The following is a 15,418-nucleotide window of genomic DNA, read 5'->3' as shown; positions in this document are numbered from 1 at the left end:
TCCTTCGCGTACGAAAGGTGTCAGGTCGGGCGGGCGGCCGTCACGACGAACGGGGTGCCCTGCTGGCAGGTGGTCATCATGCCGGGCTCGGCCCGCCCGGTGACCTCGACCCGCGCACCGGGCGTCAGCACGTCACGCGGACCGCCGACGAGCAGGTAGCCGTCGAGCAGCACGCAGTTGGGCTCCACGCCGCCCTGCACGGTGCCGGTCAGGGTGGTGGCACCGACCCCCGGGGGCGTGCTGGGGCCGCCCGGCTTCGGAGTCTTCGGGCCCGAGGGAGGGGTGGGGTCGGCGGTCGACGGCAGAGCGGTCGGATCGGGCGTGGGCGGGCTGGTCACCGGCTGCGCTCCCGTCGGGGTCGGGCTGGGTGTGCCGCCTCCGGTGTCCTGACTGCCGCAGGCGCTCAGCGCCACGCAGACGGCCAGCACGGCAACGGCGAGCCGAAATGTCCTCATGCCGGATCTGACGTACGCCGGGCCGAGTTCGTTCCCGTGGTCAGCCGCGCGCCGCCGCGGCCTTCATGTCCCGCTTGAGCTCCTGCGGGAGCGAGAACACGAGCCGCTCGTTGGCGGTGGTGATCTCCTCCACGTCGGCGAAGCCCCGCGCGGCGAGATGGGCCAGCACGTCCTGGACCAGGTCGTCCGGCACGCTCGCGCCGGAGGTCAGACCGACCGTGGTGGCCCCCTCCAGCCAGGCGTCGTCGATCTCGTGGGCGAAGTCGACCAGGTGACCGGCGCGGGCGCCCGCGTCCAGGGCGACCTCGACCAGGCGGACGGAGTTCGAGGAGTTCGTCGAGCCGACGACGATCACCACGTCACAGTCGGCGGCGATCTCCTTGACCACGTGTTGCCGGTTGGAGGTGGCGTAGCAGATGTCGTCGCTGGGCGGGGACTGGAGCAGCGGCAGCCGCTGCTTGAGCCGGGCCACCGTCTCCAGCGTCTCGTCGACCGAGAGCGTGGTCTGGGACAGCCAGACCACCTTCTCCGGATCGCGGACGGTGACCTTGTCGGCGCCGTCCGGACCGTCCACCAGCTGGATGTGTGCGGGAGCCTCGCCGGCGGTGCCGATGACCTCTTCGTGCCCCTCGTGCCCGATGAGCAGGATGTCGTAGTCCTCGGCGGCGAACCGCTTCGCCTCGTGGTGCACCTTGGTGACCAGCGGGCAGGTCGCGTCGATCGCCTTCAGCGAGCGCTGCTTCGCCTGCTCGTAGACCTCGGGAGCCACGCCGTGCGCGGAGAAGATGACGGTGGAGCCCTCCGGCACCTCCTCGTTCTCCTCCACGAAGATCGCGCCCTGGGATTCCAGGGTCTGCACGACGTGCCTGTTGTGCACGATCTGCTTGCGCACGTAGATCGGGGCGCCGTAGAGCTTCAGCGCCTCCTCGACGGTCTGCACCGCACGGTCGACGCCGGCGCAGTAGCCGCGGGGCTTCGCCAGGAGCACGCGCTTGCCGGTCCGGGGAGTCGCCTCAGCCTCAGTCACCCGTCCATCGTACGTGCCGACTCCCCCGGTACCACCCGGCCCAGGACCCCGGGCTGACCCGGTGATCAAGAGGTTTGCGTCAGAAACGCGCCCGATGCTGACGCAAACTTCTTGATCACCGCGAGGGTCCGTAGGGTGGGCGGGTGACTGAGGGGGCGCGGAGCGGGAGCGGCGGGGCCAGCAGCGGCGGGGCCAGCAGCGCGGAGGAGCCCTGGCCCGTACGGGTGGTCAGCCAGAAGGTGGGGGCATGGATCGCCAAGCTGGGCTGGGTGTGGGTCGACGGGCAGGTGGCACAGATCAGCCGCCGCCCCGGAGCCAGCACCGTCTTCCTCACCCTGCGTGACCCGTCGGCCGACCTGAGCCTGACCGTCACCACCAACCGGGACGTCCTGGACACCGGCGCACCGGAGCTGCGCGAGGGTGCCCGCGTGGTGCTGCACGCCAAGCCGGAGTTCTACGCCGCCCGGGGCACGCTGAGCCTGCGGGCCGACGAGATCCGCCAGGTGGGGCTGGGTGAGCTGCTGGCCCGGCTGGAGAAACTCAAGAAGCTGCTGGCCGCCGAGGGGCTCTTCGACCGCGCCCGCAAGCGCCGGTTGCCGTTCCTGCCCGGCCGGATCGGGCTCATCACCGGTCGCGCGTCGGCCGCCGAGCGGGACGTGCTGACCAATGCCCGGCGGCGCTGGCCCGCGGTGGAGTTCCGCACGGTCAACGTGGCCGTGCAGGGTCCCTCCGCGGTGCCGCAGATCATGGACGCGCTCAAGGTGCTGGACGCCGACCCGAGCATCGACGTGATCATCATCGCGCGGGGCGGTGGCGGCATCGAGGACCTGCTGCCCTTCTCCGACGAGGCGCTCTGCCGCGCGGTCTTCGGCTGTCGTACGCCGGTGGTCAGCGCGATCGGCCACGAGACGGACGCCCCACTGATCGACTACGTGGCCGACCTGCGGGCGTCCACCCCGACCGACGCGGCCAAGCGGGTCGTCCCCGACCTCACCGAGGAGGTACGCCTCATCGGCCAGGCCCGGCACCGCCTCGAACGAGCGGTCCGCAACCTCGTCGACCGGGAGACGCACCGGCTCGACGGGCTGCGGTCCCGGCCCGTGCTGGCCCGCCCGCAGGTGATGGTGGAGCATCGGGCGACCGAGCTGGCCGCGTTGCGCCAACGCGCCGGCCGCTGCCTGGACCACCGGCTCACCGCCGCCGACGAGGACCTGCGCCACACCCTCGCCCGGCTGCGGGCGCTGTCCCCCGCCGCCACCCTCGACCGGGGGTACGCGATCGTGCAACGCGCGGACGGCCACGTCGTCCGCGCGGCGGCGGACGTGGGGAAGGGCGACCCGCTGCGGGTACGGCTGGCCGACGGTGAGCTGGCGGCCACGGTGGATGGCTGAGTGGTGACGCGGTGACCTGGGAAGCGGTGTGTTGAGATGGACGCGATGACTGACGACACGAAAGCCGGGCCGGACGAGCGGCTCAGTTACGAGCAGGCCCGCGCCGAGCTGGCCTCGGTGGTGGAGCGGCTGGAAGCCGGCGGCACGTCCCTGGAGGAGTCGCTGGCGCTCTGGGAGCGCGGCGAGGCGCTGGCGGTGATCTGTCAACGCTGGTTGGACGGCGCACGGGCACGGATCGACGCCGCCCGGCAGGAGCCCGCGTCCTGACCACGGGTGGGGCGACCGGAGCCGCCCCACCCGCGTACGTCAGTTGAACAGGTTGTACAGCTCGGCCGGCGCCTCGACGACCTCGGCAGCCGGCGGCTTCTGGGCAGCGGTGGCGGCGCCGTAGTCGGAGTACGTCATCTTGATCTCCTGGGCGGCGGTCTGCCCGGCGGCCGGCAACTGCAACACCAGCTCGCTGAGCCGGCCCTGCGGGTCCACCTTCGCGGTGAACGGGACCGTCTTCGCCTGGGTGCCCAGCGCGGCGATCGTGGCGGCGTTCAGCGAGCCCGCCTCGGCGGCCTTGGTGACGTCGATGGTGCCGGCGTACGCGCCGGTGCCGGTGCTGCGTACCTCGGTGATGCCCTGCGTCAGCACCGCGCTGCCGGCCGGGTCGACCTTGTCGAAGTCGAACCCGAGGTTGCGGTTGCCCTTGATCCGGGCCTGGTCCAGGTGCTGGTACTTACCGAGGTTGAGCTGCTTGATGGTTGGCAGGCTGTTGGCTGTGGGGCCGCTCAGCTCCAGCTTGACCCAGCTGTCCGGCTTGTAGTGGATCACGTCGAGCTTCATCGCGAGGTCGGACGAGGGGCCACCGATGGCGATCTTCATGGCCGCGCTCTGGCTCGGCTGGTGCACCTGCCCCTCCACCGTCGAGCCGACGGCGGTGAGGGCGAACCGGAAGTTGCCGTTGCTGATCTCCTTGGTGGAGTCGAGCAGGGCCTGCTTGGCGTCGCCGGCCACCGGGGCGCCGCTGGAGGACGGGCTCGCCGTGCCGGACGCGGTCACCGTCGGGGTGGCGGTCGATCCGGCGGTGCCGGTGCCACCGTTGGCGCAGGCGGCCAGGGCGGGCGTGATCAGGGCGGCGGCTACCAGGCCGGCGCCGAGTCGTCGGACAGTCATACGTGTCTCCCAAGAGGGTCACCCGACGACCTGGTCGGCGCCGGAAACCGGGCGACGCGGCAGCACCGTCGGCCACGTCGCGCGATCCGGGCCGAGCAGCGCGCCCGGATCACTCCCTCTCTGTTCCCTGTTGACGGGTCGGACAATCACCCTTCTGTCCGGTTGCTCGCTGGCGACCGACCTCGGAGGGCGGGGCCGGGGCGGCCCGAGGCCACCCCGACCCATTACGCCGACCTACTTGAACAGCTCGTACGTCTCGGCGGGAGCCTCGACGACCTTGTCGGCCGGCGGCTTCTGCGCACCGGCACCGGTCCCGTAGCCGGTGTAACCGACCTTGATCTCGTGTGCGGCGGTCTCGCCGGCTGCCGGCACGGAGATGGCCAGCTCGGTGAGCCGGCCCTGCGGGTCCAGCTTGGCCGTGAACGGCAGCGCCTTGGCCTGTGCGCCCAGCGCCTTGACGACGTCCTCGTCCAGGGCGACCGATTCGGTGGCGGCCGAGATGTCGATCTTGCCGGAGTAGGTGCCCTCGCCGGTCTTCTGCACGTCGGTCACACCCTTGACCAACAGCTCGCTGTCGACCGGGTCGAGCGACTCCGGGTCCAGCTGGAGATCCTTGATGCCCTCGACCTTGGTCTTGTCGAGGTGCTGGTACTTGCCCTTGTTCTTCTCCGCACCGGGGATGGCACCGGCCATGGCGCCACCGAGGTCCATCTTCACCCAGCTGTCCGAGTCGATGTAGATGAGATCCATCTCGATCGACATGTCCTGGGAGGCGTCGCCGAACTTCATGGTGAACTGGGCACTGTTGCTGGGCTTGTGCACCAGGCCGCCGCCGGTCATCTCCGCGCCGGCCAGGGTGAAGGTGAAGTCACCCTTGCCCATCTCCTTGGTGGAGGCGAGCAGGGCTTCCTTCGGATCAGCCGGGATCGCCGGGGCGGACGGGCTCGTGCCGGCGGCCGGCTCGGCAGCGTCGGACTTGCACGCGGCCAGGCCGGGGACGAGCAGGGTGGCGGCGAGGAGGCCGAGGCTCCACCGTCGAATGTTCACGAAGATCTCACTTCAGAGCAGGGGGGATATCCGGCCGCGAAACCTGCCGGATCTGAGCCGGAGCAGACTAGCGGATCTTCAACGCCGGCCGCCTCCGTCGATAGGCTGAGCCCGCTCAGCGCAGTGAGCCAGCCAGTTCTCGCAGCTCGTTGTCCCGGGCATCGCCGATCACGATCACCGTGCGGGTCGGTTCCAGCAGCACCAGCGCCTGCTGGTTTCCCCGGGCGGTGTAGAGCTGCCAGGTGCGCCCGGCCAGCTCGGTGGGGCCCTGTGGCTGACCCTGGCCGGTCAGCTCTGCGGGGAGCAACCGCTCCGCCGGCACGCTGCTCTGCAGGAGCTGGACGCCACGCCCCTCCGGGGTGAGGTAGCCGAGCCGCAGGTTCGCGCCACCCTCGACGGTCTGGTAGCGGGCGCTGACCGTCGACCAGTCGGAGCCGAGCCCCTGCGGCTGGCTCACCGGGAACGTGTTCGCCGACCGGGCCTGCTCGATGGCCGGGGCCGGGTCGACCGTCGTGGCCTGGTCACCACCGAGAAAGCCCCGGTAGAACGCCAGCAGCAGCGCGATCGGGACGAGCAGCACCAGCAACGAGATCGCCATGTCCTTCGGCGAGCGCTCGGACTTGCCGGGCTTCGGCGCAGGCGGTGGCGTCGGATCGGTCGCGGCGGGTTCGCCGCCGGGGCCGGTGGGGACGTCGGCCGGCGGCTGACCGTCGGGCGGCGTGCGGTCGGCGGGGACGCGGTCGGCTGGCTGTGCTGGTTCCACCCGTCCATCTTCGCAGCCGCCCGACCGGCGGTATCCGGGCCATCACCGCCCCGCGCCGACGCCGGGTCGGCCATCGTGTGAGGATCAGCGACAAAGCCGGCAGTGGGGGCCTCCCCGACACCGGTCGTCCCCGCACCGTCGCGAGGAGGAGTAGCCGTCATGACGAACACCAGAACGCGGATCCCCCAGGATCTCGACCGAAACCTTGCCCTCGACCTGGTCCGGGTCACCGAGGCCGCAGCGATGGCCGCAGGCCGCTGGGTGGGCCGCGGTGACAAGGAGGGCGGCGACGGAGCCGCGGTCGACGCGATGCGCAAGCTGATCAACTCGATCCAGATGCGCGGTGTGGTGGTGATCGGCGAGGGCGAGAAGGACAACGCCCCGATGCTCTTCAACGGCGAACACGTCGGCGACGGCACCGGCCCGGAGGTGGACGTCGCCGTCGACCCGGTCGACGGCACCACCCTGATGAGCAAGGGCATGCCGAACGCCGTTGCGGTGCTGGCCGTCTCCGAGCGGGGCGCGATGTTCGACCCCAGCGCCGTGTTCTACATGGAGAAGCTCGCCGTCGGGCCGGCGTACGCCGACGTCATCGACATCAACGCCGGTGTGGCGGAGAACCTGCGCCGGATCGCCAAGGTCAAGGGCACCGACGTCTCCGAGGTGACCGTCTGCGTGCTGGACCGGAGCCGCCACGACGACCTGGTCGCGCAGATCCGCCGGACCGGGGCCGGCATCCGGTTCATCTCCGACGGTGACATCGCGGGCTCCATCGCGGCCGCCCGGGGCGAGTCGGACGTCGACGTGCTGATGGGCATCGGCGGCACCCCGGAGGGCATCATCTCCGCCTGCGCGCTGAAGTGCATGGGCGGTGCGATGCAGGCCAAGCTCTGGCCGCGCGACGAGCAGGAGCGGGAGAAGGCGATCGCCGCCGGGCACGACCTGGACCGGGTGCTGGGCACCGACGATCTCGTGACCGGCGACAACTGCTTCTTCGTGGCGACCGGGGTCACCTCCGGGGACCTGCTGCGCGGGGTGCGCTACCGGGCCGGCGGCGCGTACACCCAGTCGATCGTGATGCGCTCGAAGAGCGGCACGATCCGGGTGATCGACTCGTACCACCGGTTGGAGAAGTTGGCGCTGTACTCCGCTGTCGACTTCGACGGTCGTCCGCTGGCCGAGCAGGAGTGACCAACGCCGACACGGCGGCCCCGCAGGTCCTGTCCGCCGCCCGCCGGATCACCGGTGTCGCGCTGGCATCGGTCTCCGGGGTCGCGGTGGCGGTGCAGTCCCGCATCAACGGCGAGCTGGGGGTACGCCTGGCCGACGGTTTCGCCGCCGCGGTGGTCTCCTTCGGCGTCGGCCTGGTGGTGCTCCTGGTGCTGGTGCCCGCCACCCCCGGCGGACGGCGCGGCCTGGTCGCGTTGCGGGGCGCGCTCACGAGGGGTGCCCTGCGGCCGTGGCAGTGCCTCGGCGGGATGTGCGGGGCGTTCCTGGTGGCCGCCCAGGGTCTCACCATCGGTTCGTTGGGCGTGGCCGTCTTCACCGTGGCGGTGGTGGCCGGCCAGAGCGGCAGCAGCCTCGCCGTGGACCGGGCGGGGATCGGGCCGACCGGTCGGCAGCCGGTCACCCGGCAGCGGCTCGCCGGCGCGGTGCTCACCGTGCTGGCCGTCGGCCTGGCGGTCGGTGACCGACTCAAGGACCCGGGCATGTTGGCGCTGGCGCTGCTACCCCTGCTCGCCGGGGTGGGCACCGCCTGGCAGCAGGCGGTCAACGGCCGGGTCCGGGCGGCGGCAGACAGCGCGTTGACCGCCACGCTGGTCAACTTCTTCGTCGGCACGGTCACCCTGCTCGTGGCGTTCGCGATCGACCTCGCGGTACGCGGCTGGCCGACCGGTCACCTCCCCACCGAGCCGTGGCTCTATCTCGGCGGGCCGATCGGCATCGTGTTCATCGCCATCGCCGCGGCCATCGTGCGCTTCACCGGGGTCCTGCTGCTCGGTCTGGCCACCATCGCCGGCCAGATCGTGGGAGCGGTCCTGCTGGACCTGGTCTCGCCCACAGCCGCCTCGCACCCCGGCCTGAACACCCTGCTCGGGGCCGCTCTGACCATGGTGGCCGTGCTGATCGCCGCGCTCGCGCCACCCGCCCGCCGCTGAGCTGATCGGTTCACGGGGGGCTGAGGACTGGGACCTGCTCACCTTGACCCGGCGAGTAGGCCGACCGTCACCCGCTAGCCCTTGTCGGCCTGATCCGGCCCGGATCCCGCTGGCGGATCGGGCACGGAAGGCCGGAGCGGCAGAGTCGGCGGCCCGGGCGGATCGGGCGGAATCGGCGGCTCGGACAGTTGGGGCGTGGCCGGATACGGCGGGGGCGGCGGGTACGGCATCGGCGGCGGGTACGGCGGGGGCGCGTACGGCGGATATGGCACGGAGAGCGGTCGAGGCCGGCGGGCGCGTGCCCGGGACGGGTCGACCAGCGCGGCGGCCCGGACGGCCAGCCGCAGGCTCGGCACCGTGGCCAGCAGTGCCAGCGCCACCGCGAACCGGGTCCGCAGCGGGATGCCGTACAGCCAGCCGATCAGCGGCAGGCCCGCAAGGAGGACGGTGAGCAGGAAGCCGCCCAGCGCGCGTCGGCACCAGCGGACCGTCGCACCCCAGTGCCGGGCACCGGCGAACAGGACCACCGCCGTCAGCGCTCCCCCCGGCAGGACGACCGTCAACACGGCCAGAACGCTCGCGAAGTCCTCGTCGCGGCGCCAGACCAGTGCCAGCAGGGCCACGCCGAGCAGCATCGACAGGCCACCACCGCGCCCCCACCCGGGGCCGCCGCCACCACGTCGGACGGCAAGGTGAGCGGCGACCACGATGACGGTGAAGCCGAGGATCAACGCGAGGGCGACGGCCAGCAGCAGGTCCGTCTGACGTTCAACGGGTCCGCCGCCAGCCAGCAGCGGCGGGTCACCCCACAGGATGGCCGGCGAGCCGCCCTCCTCGAAGAGGAACCCGTCGCGCTGCCACCCACCGTCGGGTAGGCGGCGCAGGAAGCCGTCGCGCCCGTTGGCGACCAGAACCTCGTGGCCGCCGCCTGCGGCGGGATAGACGATCAGATCGCGGGAAGCGAAGTGCTTGTCGACGTTGCCCGGATTCGGGGCCCGGCGGGCCAACTCCTCGCGTCGCGCGTCCGACACCTCCCAGGCCACCCGCCAGCTCGCGCCGGCATCGTCGGTCTGTTCGACCCGTAGGTGGCCCGCGACCGTCCGGTAACACCGGTGCGGCTCGGCCGGCACGCACGCCTGCCGGCGTCCGGACTGGTCGGAGAGTCGCAGCTGCTCCGCCTCGGTGGCAGGCCGCCAGGTGGCCGCCGCACTGTCGCTGACGGCCCACTGCCCGTCCGACACGCTGGATGGCCAGTCTGACGTGCTGTAGCCGCTGCCAAGCGAGATCGCGGGTTTTCCGTCGAGCATCGCGGTGCCCAGGGCGTAGGGGAAGTAGATCGCGCTGGTGGCGGCCACGGCCAGCAACGCCGGTGGCAGCACCACCAGCATTCGGGCCAACCGCACAGCCCGCTGCCGTACCGGCCGCTGACGGGCCCGCGTCCAACTCCACCAGGCCAGGCCGAGGGCCGGCAGGGTGAGCAGGTCGGTCCGGTCGGCCCGGACCAGCGACGGCCCCGCCAGGGCGGTCCACGCCGAGGAGGCGACCTCGGCGGCGTACCCGCTGGACTTGACGACGGCGAACCCGGCGCCCACCGCGACCAGGCCGGCCAGCGCGGCGGCCCGGGCCGGCAGCCGTGGCACCAGGAGCGTCAGCAGCACCGCGACCAGCGCAGGGGCGAGCACCAGGCCCGCGACGTCGCTCACCTTGCCGGTCACCACACCCGGGAAGGCGGACTTCAGCACGTGGTCGTTGACGACCAACACGACCAGTGCGAGGAGGGTCGAGGGGTGGCAGAGCCAGGACAACGCGGTGGGCGCGCCGTCGCGGGGTGTCTCGGGACCCGTCATCCCCTCAGGGTCCGGTCGACCCGTCTCGATCCGGACACGAGCCGGTCTGCGTCCGATACCGACGGTCAGCCGGCGTCGGAGGAGTGCCCCGGAAAGAGGTGCGCGCTCGGGTCGATGGCCACGGCCGCGTTGTTGACCGCCGTGGCGGCCTCGCCGAAGCCGGTCGCGATCAGCCGGACCTTGCCCGGATACTCGGTGATGTCACCCGCCGCGAAGACCCTCGGCAGGTTCGTCGCCATCGCGCTGTCCACCAGGATGTGCCGGCGGTCGAGCTGTAGCCCCCATTCGGCGAGGGGCCCCAGGTCGGCGGTGAAGCCGAGGGCCGCGACCACGATGTCCACCGGCAGCGTCTCGGCCGCACCGCCGCGTACGGTCACCTCGGCAGCGGTCACCGTGCCGTCGCCGATCAGCCGGCTGACCTCGGCGTTGACCACCACCCGCACCGGCAGCGACAGCACGCGGGCCACCGTCGAGGCGTGTGCCCGGAACTTCTCCCGCCGGTGCACCAGGGTCACCGAACGGGCCAACGGGTGCAGCGCCAGCGCCCAGTCGAACGCGGAGTCGCCGCCACCGACGATCAGCACGTCCCGGCCGGCCAGCTCGGCGGGCTCGGTGACGAAGTAGACGATCCCCGAGCCGGGGGCGCCGTCGGCGCACGGCAGCGGCCGAGGGCTGAAGCTGCCGAGCCCACCGGTGACCACGACCGCGCCGCAGCCGAGCTGCTCGCCCCCGGCCAGGCCGAGCACCGGACGGTCATCGGCGTACGAGAGTTTCTCGGCGCGGGTGCCGAGCAGGTACTGCGGATGGAACGGGGCTGCCTGGGCGACCAGGTTGGCCACCAGGTCGCGGCCCTTGACGGCGGGAAAGCCGGCCACGTCGAGGATCAACTTTTCCGGGTACATCGCGGTGACCTGGCCGCCCGGTTCCGGCAGCGCGTCGATCACCGCCACCGACAGACCCCGGAACCCGGCGTAGTACGCGGCGAAGAGACCGGCCGGACCGGCCCCGATCACGGCGACATCGACCTCACGCATGGCGTACCGTCGCTTTCCGCTCACGGATCAACGCTTGCTGATCTCGACCGTAGGCGGGCGATGACGGTCCGGCAAGCACGTCCCAGAGGCGCGCCGGGGAAACCTGTCAGGGCAGGCGGAGGGTGTCACCCGAGTAGTCCGGCCCGTCCACGGCCGGCCGCCGTCGACGGAACAGGATCGCCGCGACCACCCCGCCGAGCAGCCCGAACAGGTGACCCTGCCAGGAGATCCGCTCGTCGGTGGGGAGGATGCCGACCAGTTGCCAGCCGTAGAGCAGGCCGACCAGGAGGAAGACCGCGAAGTTCCACCAACTGCGCTCGACGATGCCCCGGGTGAGCAGGATGCCCAGGTAGCCGAAGATGACGCCGCTGGCGCCGACCACCACCGAGTTGGGCGAGCCGGTGAACCAGACGCCGAGCCCGCTGACCAGGATGATGACCAGGGTCGACCAGAGGAACCGGCGGGCGCCGGCGGCCAGGACGAACGTGCCCAGCAGGATCAGCGGGATGCTGTTGCTGTAGAGGTGGTCGAAGCCGTGGTGCAGGAACGGGGAGAAGAAGACGCCGTCCAGCCCGTCGATGCGTTGCGGGATGATGCCGGCGGTGGCGTCGAGGCCGAACGCGAGACCCTGGTCGACCGCCTCGATGAGGAAGAGGAACGGGACCACCGCGCACATGGCGACGAAGGCCCGGCCGAGCGCGGCATAGAACGCCTCGGTGCCAAACCGGAAGGGGTCGCCGCTCGACGGGTGCAGGGTCACCCTACAACTGCTATCAGCAAAAGCGGGCGACCGCCACTCACGTCCCGTCCGGGCAGGCCGGCGTACGCGCGACGGCGGGGCAGGTGGTCACCCACCGGCCCCGCCGTCGACGGCGTCAGTAGTGGCCGTTGTTCTGGAAGTAACCCCAGGCACCGCAGGGCGTCTTGTACCTGCCCTTGATGTAGCCCAGCCCCCACTTGATCTGGGTGGCCGGGTTGGTCCGCCAGTCGGAGGCGACCGTACCCATCTTGCTGCCCGGCAGGGCCTGCGGGATGCCGTACGCACCGGACGAGGAGTTGGCGGCCTTGTGGTTCCAGCCGCTCTCCTTGTTCCAGAGCTTCTCCAGGCAGGGGAACTCGGCGATGCCGAAGCCCGCGCCGATCATCATGGCGCAGCCGGTCTTGCGGTTGCCGCTGTACTCCTCGCAGGACGCCGGGATCGGCCCGTCGTACGGCTTGGCGGGCGCGTTGGCAGCGTCACGTTCGCGCTTGCGGGACGCGGCGGCGGCCTCGGCCTTGCGGGCCCGCTCGGCGGCCTCCTTGGCGGCCTGCGCCGCACGCAGCTTGGCCTGGTACTCGGCGGCCCGCTGCTGGGCGAACTTCACCTGGTGGGCCGACTGCCGCTCGCGCTGGTACGCGAAATCGGCCCGGTCGACCTCGACGCTGACCTGCTCGGTCAGGCCCTGTTGCTGGGTTTCCCGGTCTTCGCCCAGGTAGAAGCCACCGGCCACGCCCACGGAGAGCAGCGCCACGGCGGCCGTACGGGCACCCAACCGGCTCCACAGCCGACTCACGAAGTGGTCCCTTCGTCGGGGGCAAGGACGCGGCGCGGCCGGCCACAGGTGGGCCGTCAGCCGTGCCACGAGCGCCCCGACCGGATGCCGGTCGCGCCGACGCACCGACCGCCGCCGATGCCGCCCATCTGAGGACGAACGACCATCAACGATGCTCGTGGTGCGTGGACGCTCGTGGGACACGATTGCGCACAGTGAGACCGATGGGAAACCAACGGACCTCTTTGTGATCTGTACCACACCTAGAATAGGGACGAAACCCTACATATCGCCATCAGATCGGGATGTCCTCCAGCAGATCCGTCACCATCGCGGCGATCGGCGACCGCTCCGAACGGCTGAGCGTGACGTGCGCGAAGAGCGGATGGCCCTTGAGCGCCTCGATGACGGCCGTCACCCCGTCGTGCCGGCCGACCCGCAGATTGTCGCGCTGGGCCACGTCGTGGGTGAGCACCACCCGGGAGCCCTGCCCGATCCGGGACAGCACGGTCAACAGCACCCCGCGCTCCAGCGACTGGGCCTCGTCCACGATCACGTAGGCATCGTGCAGGCTGCGCCCGCGAATGTGGGTCAGCGGCAGCACCTCGAGGATGCCCCGCGAGGTGACCTCCTCCAGCACGTTTTCGTGGACCACGGCGCCGAGCGTGTCGAACACCGCCTGGGCCCACGGCGACATCTTCTCCGACTCGGAGCCCGGCAGATAGCCCAACTCCTGGCCGCCGACGGCGTACAGCGGGCGGAACACGATCACCTTCTTGTGGCGGCGGCGCTCCATCACCGCCTCCAGCCCGGCGCAGAGCGCCAACGCCGACTTGCCGGTGCCCGCCCGGCCACCCAGCGACACGATCCCGATCGACTCGTCGAGCAACATGTCGAGGGCGATGCGCTGCTCGGCCGAGCGGCCGTGTAACCCGAAGGCCTCCCGGTCGCCCCGGACCAACCGGACCGACTTGTCCGGCAGCACCCGACCGAGCGCCGAACCACGCCCCGAGTGCAGCACCAGCCCGGTGTGGCAGGGCAGCCCGGCAGCCTCGTCGAGGTCGAGCGTCTCGCCGGCGTACAGCGACCCGATCTGCTCCTCGGTCAGCTCCATCTCGGACATGCCGGTCCAGGTCGGGTCACTGGCCTGACCGTGGCGGTACTCGTCGGCGCGCAGGCCCACCGAGGCCGCCTTGACCCGCAGCGGCATGTCCTTGCTGACCAGGGTCACCTCCCGGCCCTCGCCGGCGAGGTTGAGTGCGACGGAGAGGATCCGGGCGTCGTTGCTCTCGGTGCGGAACCCGGGCGGCAACACCCCGTCGTCGGTGTGGTTGAGCTCCACCCGCAGGGTGCCGCCGACGTCGTTGGCCGGCACCGGTCGGTCGAGTCGGCCATGCCGGACCCGCAGGTCGTCGAGCATCCGCAGCGACTGCCGGGCGAACCAGCCCAGCTCCGGATGGTGCCGCTTGCCCTCCAGCTCGGTGATGACCACCAGGGGCAGCACCACCTCGTGCTCCGCGAACCGGTGGAACGCCGCCGGGTCGGAGAGCAGCACGGATGTGTCCAGGACAAAGGCCTGGCCGGCTGGTCGCGGCTCCTTGGGGTCGGCCGGCGCGGCGGCCGCCGTACGGCGGCTCCTGGTGGCGCGGCGGGTCGTGGCAGTCGCGGCCGGGGTCTGGTCGGCACCGGCGGTGGTACGGCGAGTCGTCACAGGCCTGCTCCGACGGATGGGCACCCGCCACCCGTGTTCCGCCTCCTCCGGTGCCCGGGGACACGGGGTCGGATGCGGAACCCCATGCGCGAGGTCGCAGATCCGGGCGGACCGGCTGGCTCGGGAGAACCCCGTGCCATGCCTAGACGCTAGCCCCGCCGGACCCTTCCGGCTAGAGGTCGGACGTGGATCTCCCAAGTCGGGTGTGCGCACACCCGTTGGTCGGGGCCCTCACCAGCGCGGATGCCGGCGGTGGGCGCGGCGGAACCGGCCGGGATGCATGCCCCCTGCGCGCATCCCGGCCGGTGGGGCCGCCGTCACCGGTCTGACGGGGCCCGACGGTGCGTGTCCGCCGCGGACGACGCACCGCGTTCGTGGCGCCGGTCGGCGGGTCGGCGCCCGCCGGCCGACCTCAACCGGTACGTCGGACGAGCGTGCCGGTCGGGTGCCGCCCGGTGATCGGGGCGGCCGGCGCGGTGAACGACGAACCGGTGTACGTGGTGCCGGGTCGGGCGACGGCGCTGGCCGAGCGCGCGACACTGGCCGGTGCGACCGACAGGGCCGAGGCGATCGCCGCCTGGGCGTCACGACGACGCCTGTTCCAGGCGCCCCGGTCACCGTCGAAGTAGCCCTGCCGGTAACCGAAGCGGTAGCCGATGCGATAGCTGAGCTGCCCGTGCAACCGGCCGGCCGCATAGCTGGTGGCACCGAGCACCAGGACGAGGAAGACCGCGAGGAAGGGGCTCATCGGGCAGCTCCGGCCCGGCCAGGACGGCAGGTCATCGCTCCTCCGGCTCGATGGTGGTGGGGTCCGCGACGAGCAGCCGGTCCAGGTCGTCGGTGCTGACCTCCTCGACCAGCTCGACGCTGATCCGGCAGCCGTCCAGCACGACCTCGGCCACCGACGACCGGCGGATCTCACCGCCGGCGTCGTAGACGCGGACGCTCAGCTCGGGGCAGCCGAGATGGGTACGCCAGGCGTTCCACTCGGCGCGATCGCCGACGCTCAGCGACAGGTAGCGGCAGCCTCGGGCCAGATAGAGGCGCCAGGGGGCGGTCAGCCCCGCGGCCACCCCCTCGGCGATCAGCCCGAAGGCCTGGGCTCGGGTGGCGAGCTCGGTCACCACACCCCCCTGGCACCGGAGGCGTGACGCATGCGAGCACCAATCGTCTCATGCACGAGACACACCGTAGATTGTCCCATGGGCGTGACAGTATCAGCTTTTCGTCCGCTTACCTTCGCCACTACGGGCATCTATTCTGCCCGCGTGACACCCCTCGACAGTGGCAC

Annotated in this window: 16 protein-coding genes; 4 read left to right on the top strand and 12 right to left on the bottom strand. The window is 71.7% G+C overall.

Annotated features, from left to right (window positions below):
- Nucleotides 1-20: 20 nt before the first annotated feature.
- Both LADH09A_RS24680 and LADH09A_RS24675 read right to left on the bottom strand, forming a co-directional pair.
- Entirely contained in the window at nt 21-455 is a 435-nt protein-coding gene (locus tag LADH09A_RS24680; protein WP_238647865.1) for a hypothetical protein, read from the bottom strand.
- 40 nt (nt 456-495) lie between these two features.
- The gene (locus tag LADH09A_RS24675) at nt 496-1,482 is read right to left on the bottom strand and encodes a 4-hydroxy-3-methylbut-2-enyl diphosphate reductase (RefSeq protein WP_238647864.1); all 987 of its coding nucleotides are present in this window, start codon (nt 1,480-1,482) and stop codon (nt 496-498) included.
- Nucleotides 1,483-1,625: 143 nt separating this feature from the next.
- Here LADH09A_RS24675 and xseA point away from each other — a divergent pair, with 143 nt between their 5' ends.
- On the top strand, nt 1,626-2,873 hold the full coding sequence (gene xseA, locus LADH09A_RS24670; protein WP_238647863.1) for an exodeoxyribonuclease VII large subunit: 1,248 nt from the start codon (nt 1,626-1,628) through the stop codon (nt 2,871-2,873).
- 45 nt (nt 2,874-2,918) lie between these two features.
- On the top strand, nt 2,919-3,140 hold the full coding sequence (locus LADH09A_RS24665; protein ID WP_030328827.1) for an exodeoxyribonuclease VII small subunit: 222 nt from the start codon (nt 2,919-2,921) through the stop codon (nt 3,138-3,140).
- A gap of 39 nt (nt 3,141-3,179) precedes the next feature.
- Here LADH09A_RS24665 and LADH09A_RS24660 read toward each other — a convergent pair whose 3' ends face one another.
- The 3 genes from LADH09A_RS24660 to LADH09A_RS24650 all read right to left on the bottom strand — a co-directional run bounded on the left by LADH09A_RS24660 (nt 3,180) and on the right by LADH09A_RS24650 (nt 5,844).
- Entirely contained in the window at nt 3,180-4,034 is an 855-nt protein-coding gene (locus tag LADH09A_RS24660; RefSeq protein ID WP_238647862.1) for a hypothetical protein, read from the bottom strand.
- Between the two features lie 234 nt (nt 4,035-4,268).
- Nucleotides 4,269-5,081, bottom strand: coding sequence for a hypothetical protein (locus tag LADH09A_RS24655; RefSeq protein WP_238647861.1), 813 nt, complete (start codon nt 5,079-5,081; stop codon nt 4,269-4,271).
- Nucleotides 5,082-5,196: 115 nt separating this feature from the next.
- Nucleotides 5,197-5,844, bottom strand: coding sequence for a DUF4245 domain-containing protein (locus LADH09A_RS24650; RefSeq protein ID WP_238647860.1), 648 nt, complete (start codon nt 5,842-5,844; stop codon nt 5,197-5,199).
- Between the two features lie 159 nt (nt 5,845-6,003).
- On the opposite strand from LADH09A_RS24650, the gene glpX reads away from it, so the two are divergent.
- Together glpX and LADH09A_RS24640 are read left to right on the top strand one after the other, a co-directional pair.
- Entirely contained in the window at nt 6,004-7,035 is a 1,032-nt protein-coding gene (glpX, locus tag LADH09A_RS24645; protein ID WP_091394313.1) for a class II fructose-bisphosphatase, read from the top strand.
- Nucleotides 7,032-8,003: a DMT family transporter gene (locus LADH09A_RS24640; RefSeq protein ID WP_238647859.1), complete on the top strand. Its 972-nt coding sequence runs from the start codon at nt 7,032-7,034 to the stop codon at nt 8,001-8,003. Before glpX ends, LADH09A_RS24640 begins: the two co-directional genes overlap by 4 nt.
- Before the next feature lie 74 nt (nt 8,004-8,077).
- On the opposite strand, the gene LADH09A_RS24635 is transcribed toward LADH09A_RS24640, so the two are convergent.
- The 7 genes from LADH09A_RS24635 to LADH09A_RS24605 all read right to left on the bottom strand — a co-directional run bounded on the left by LADH09A_RS24635 (nt 8,078) and on the right by LADH09A_RS24605 (nt 15,251).
- Entirely contained in the window at nt 8,078-9,850 is a 1,773-nt protein-coding gene (locus LADH09A_RS24635; protein ID WP_238647858.1) for a hypothetical protein, read from the bottom strand.
- Between the two features lie 65 nt (nt 9,851-9,915).
- Nucleotides 9,916-10,884, bottom strand: a complete 969-nt coding sequence (locus LADH09A_RS24630) for an NAD(P)/FAD-dependent oxidoreductase (RefSeq protein ID WP_238647877.1) — start codon at nt 10,882-10,884, stop codon at nt 9,916-9,918.
- A gap of 106 nt (nt 10,885-10,990) precedes the next feature.
- Nucleotides 10,991-11,644, bottom strand: coding sequence for a rhomboid family intramembrane serine protease (locus tag LADH09A_RS24625; protein ID WP_099850536.1), 654 nt, complete (start codon nt 11,642-11,644; stop codon nt 10,991-10,993).
- 115 nt (nt 11,645-11,759) lie between these two features.
- Complete coding sequence (locus tag LADH09A_RS24620) at nt 11,760-12,437, bottom strand: aggregation-promoting factor C-terminal-like domain-containing protein (protein WP_238647857.1); 678 nt, start codon at nt 12,435-12,437, stop codon at nt 11,760-11,762.
- Between the two features lie 274 nt (nt 12,438-12,711).
- Nucleotides 12,712-14,127, bottom strand: coding sequence for an RNA 5'-3' helicase PhoH2 (phoH2, locus tag LADH09A_RS24615; RefSeq protein ID WP_238647856.1), 1,416 nt, complete (start codon nt 14,125-14,127; stop codon nt 12,712-12,714).
- A gap of 412 nt (nt 14,128-14,539) precedes the next feature.
- Complete coding sequence (locus tag LADH09A_RS24610; protein ID WP_238647855.1) at nt 14,540-14,875, bottom strand: hypothetical protein; 336 nt, start codon at nt 14,873-14,875, stop codon at nt 14,540-14,542.
- A 31-nt stretch (nt 14,876-14,906) separates the two neighbouring features.
- Entirely contained in the window at nt 14,907-15,251 is a 345-nt protein-coding gene (locus tag LADH09A_RS24605) for a hypothetical protein (RefSeq protein WP_030328857.1), read from the bottom strand.
- Nucleotides 15,252-15,418 lie beyond the last annotated feature (167 nt).

This window comes from Micromonospora cabrerizensis (genome assembly GCF_022230955.1).
Classification (GTDB): domain Bacteria; phylum Actinomycetota; class Actinomycetes; order Mycobacteriales; family Micromonosporaceae; genus Micromonospora; species Micromonospora cabrerizensis.
This window is presented reverse-complemented; position numbering and strand designations above follow the sequence as displayed.

Excerpts from the sequence above, each read along its gene's own strand:
- glpX (WP_091394313.1), top strand. The coding sequence starts at position 6,004 with ATGACGAACACCAGAACGCGGATCCCCCAGGATCTCGACCGAAACCTT.
- LADH09A_RS24610 (WP_238647855.1), bottom strand. The coding sequence starts at position 14,875 with ATGAGCCCCTTCCTCGCGGTCTTCCTCGTCCTGGTGCTCGGTGCCACC.
- LADH09A_RS24665 (WP_030328827.1), top strand. The coding sequence starts at position 2,919 with ATGACTGACGACACGAAAGCCGGGCCGGACGAGCGGCTCAGTTACGAG.
- LADH09A_RS24635 (WP_238647858.1), bottom strand. The coding sequence starts at position 9,850 with ATGACGGGTCCCGAGACACCCCGCGACGGCGCGCCCACCGCGTTGTCC.
- LADH09A_RS24660 (WP_238647862.1), bottom strand. The coding sequence starts at position 4,034 with ATGACTGTCCGACGACTCGGCGCCGGCCTGGTAGCCGCCGCCCTGATC.
- LADH09A_RS24680 (WP_238647865.1), bottom strand. The coding sequence starts at position 455 with ATGAGGACATTTCGGCTCGCCGTTGCCGTGCTGGCCGTCTGCGTGGCG.
- LADH09A_RS24630 (WP_238647877.1), bottom strand. The coding sequence starts at position 10,884 with ATGCGTGAGGTCGATGTCGCCGTGATCGGGGCCGGTCCGGCCGGTCTC.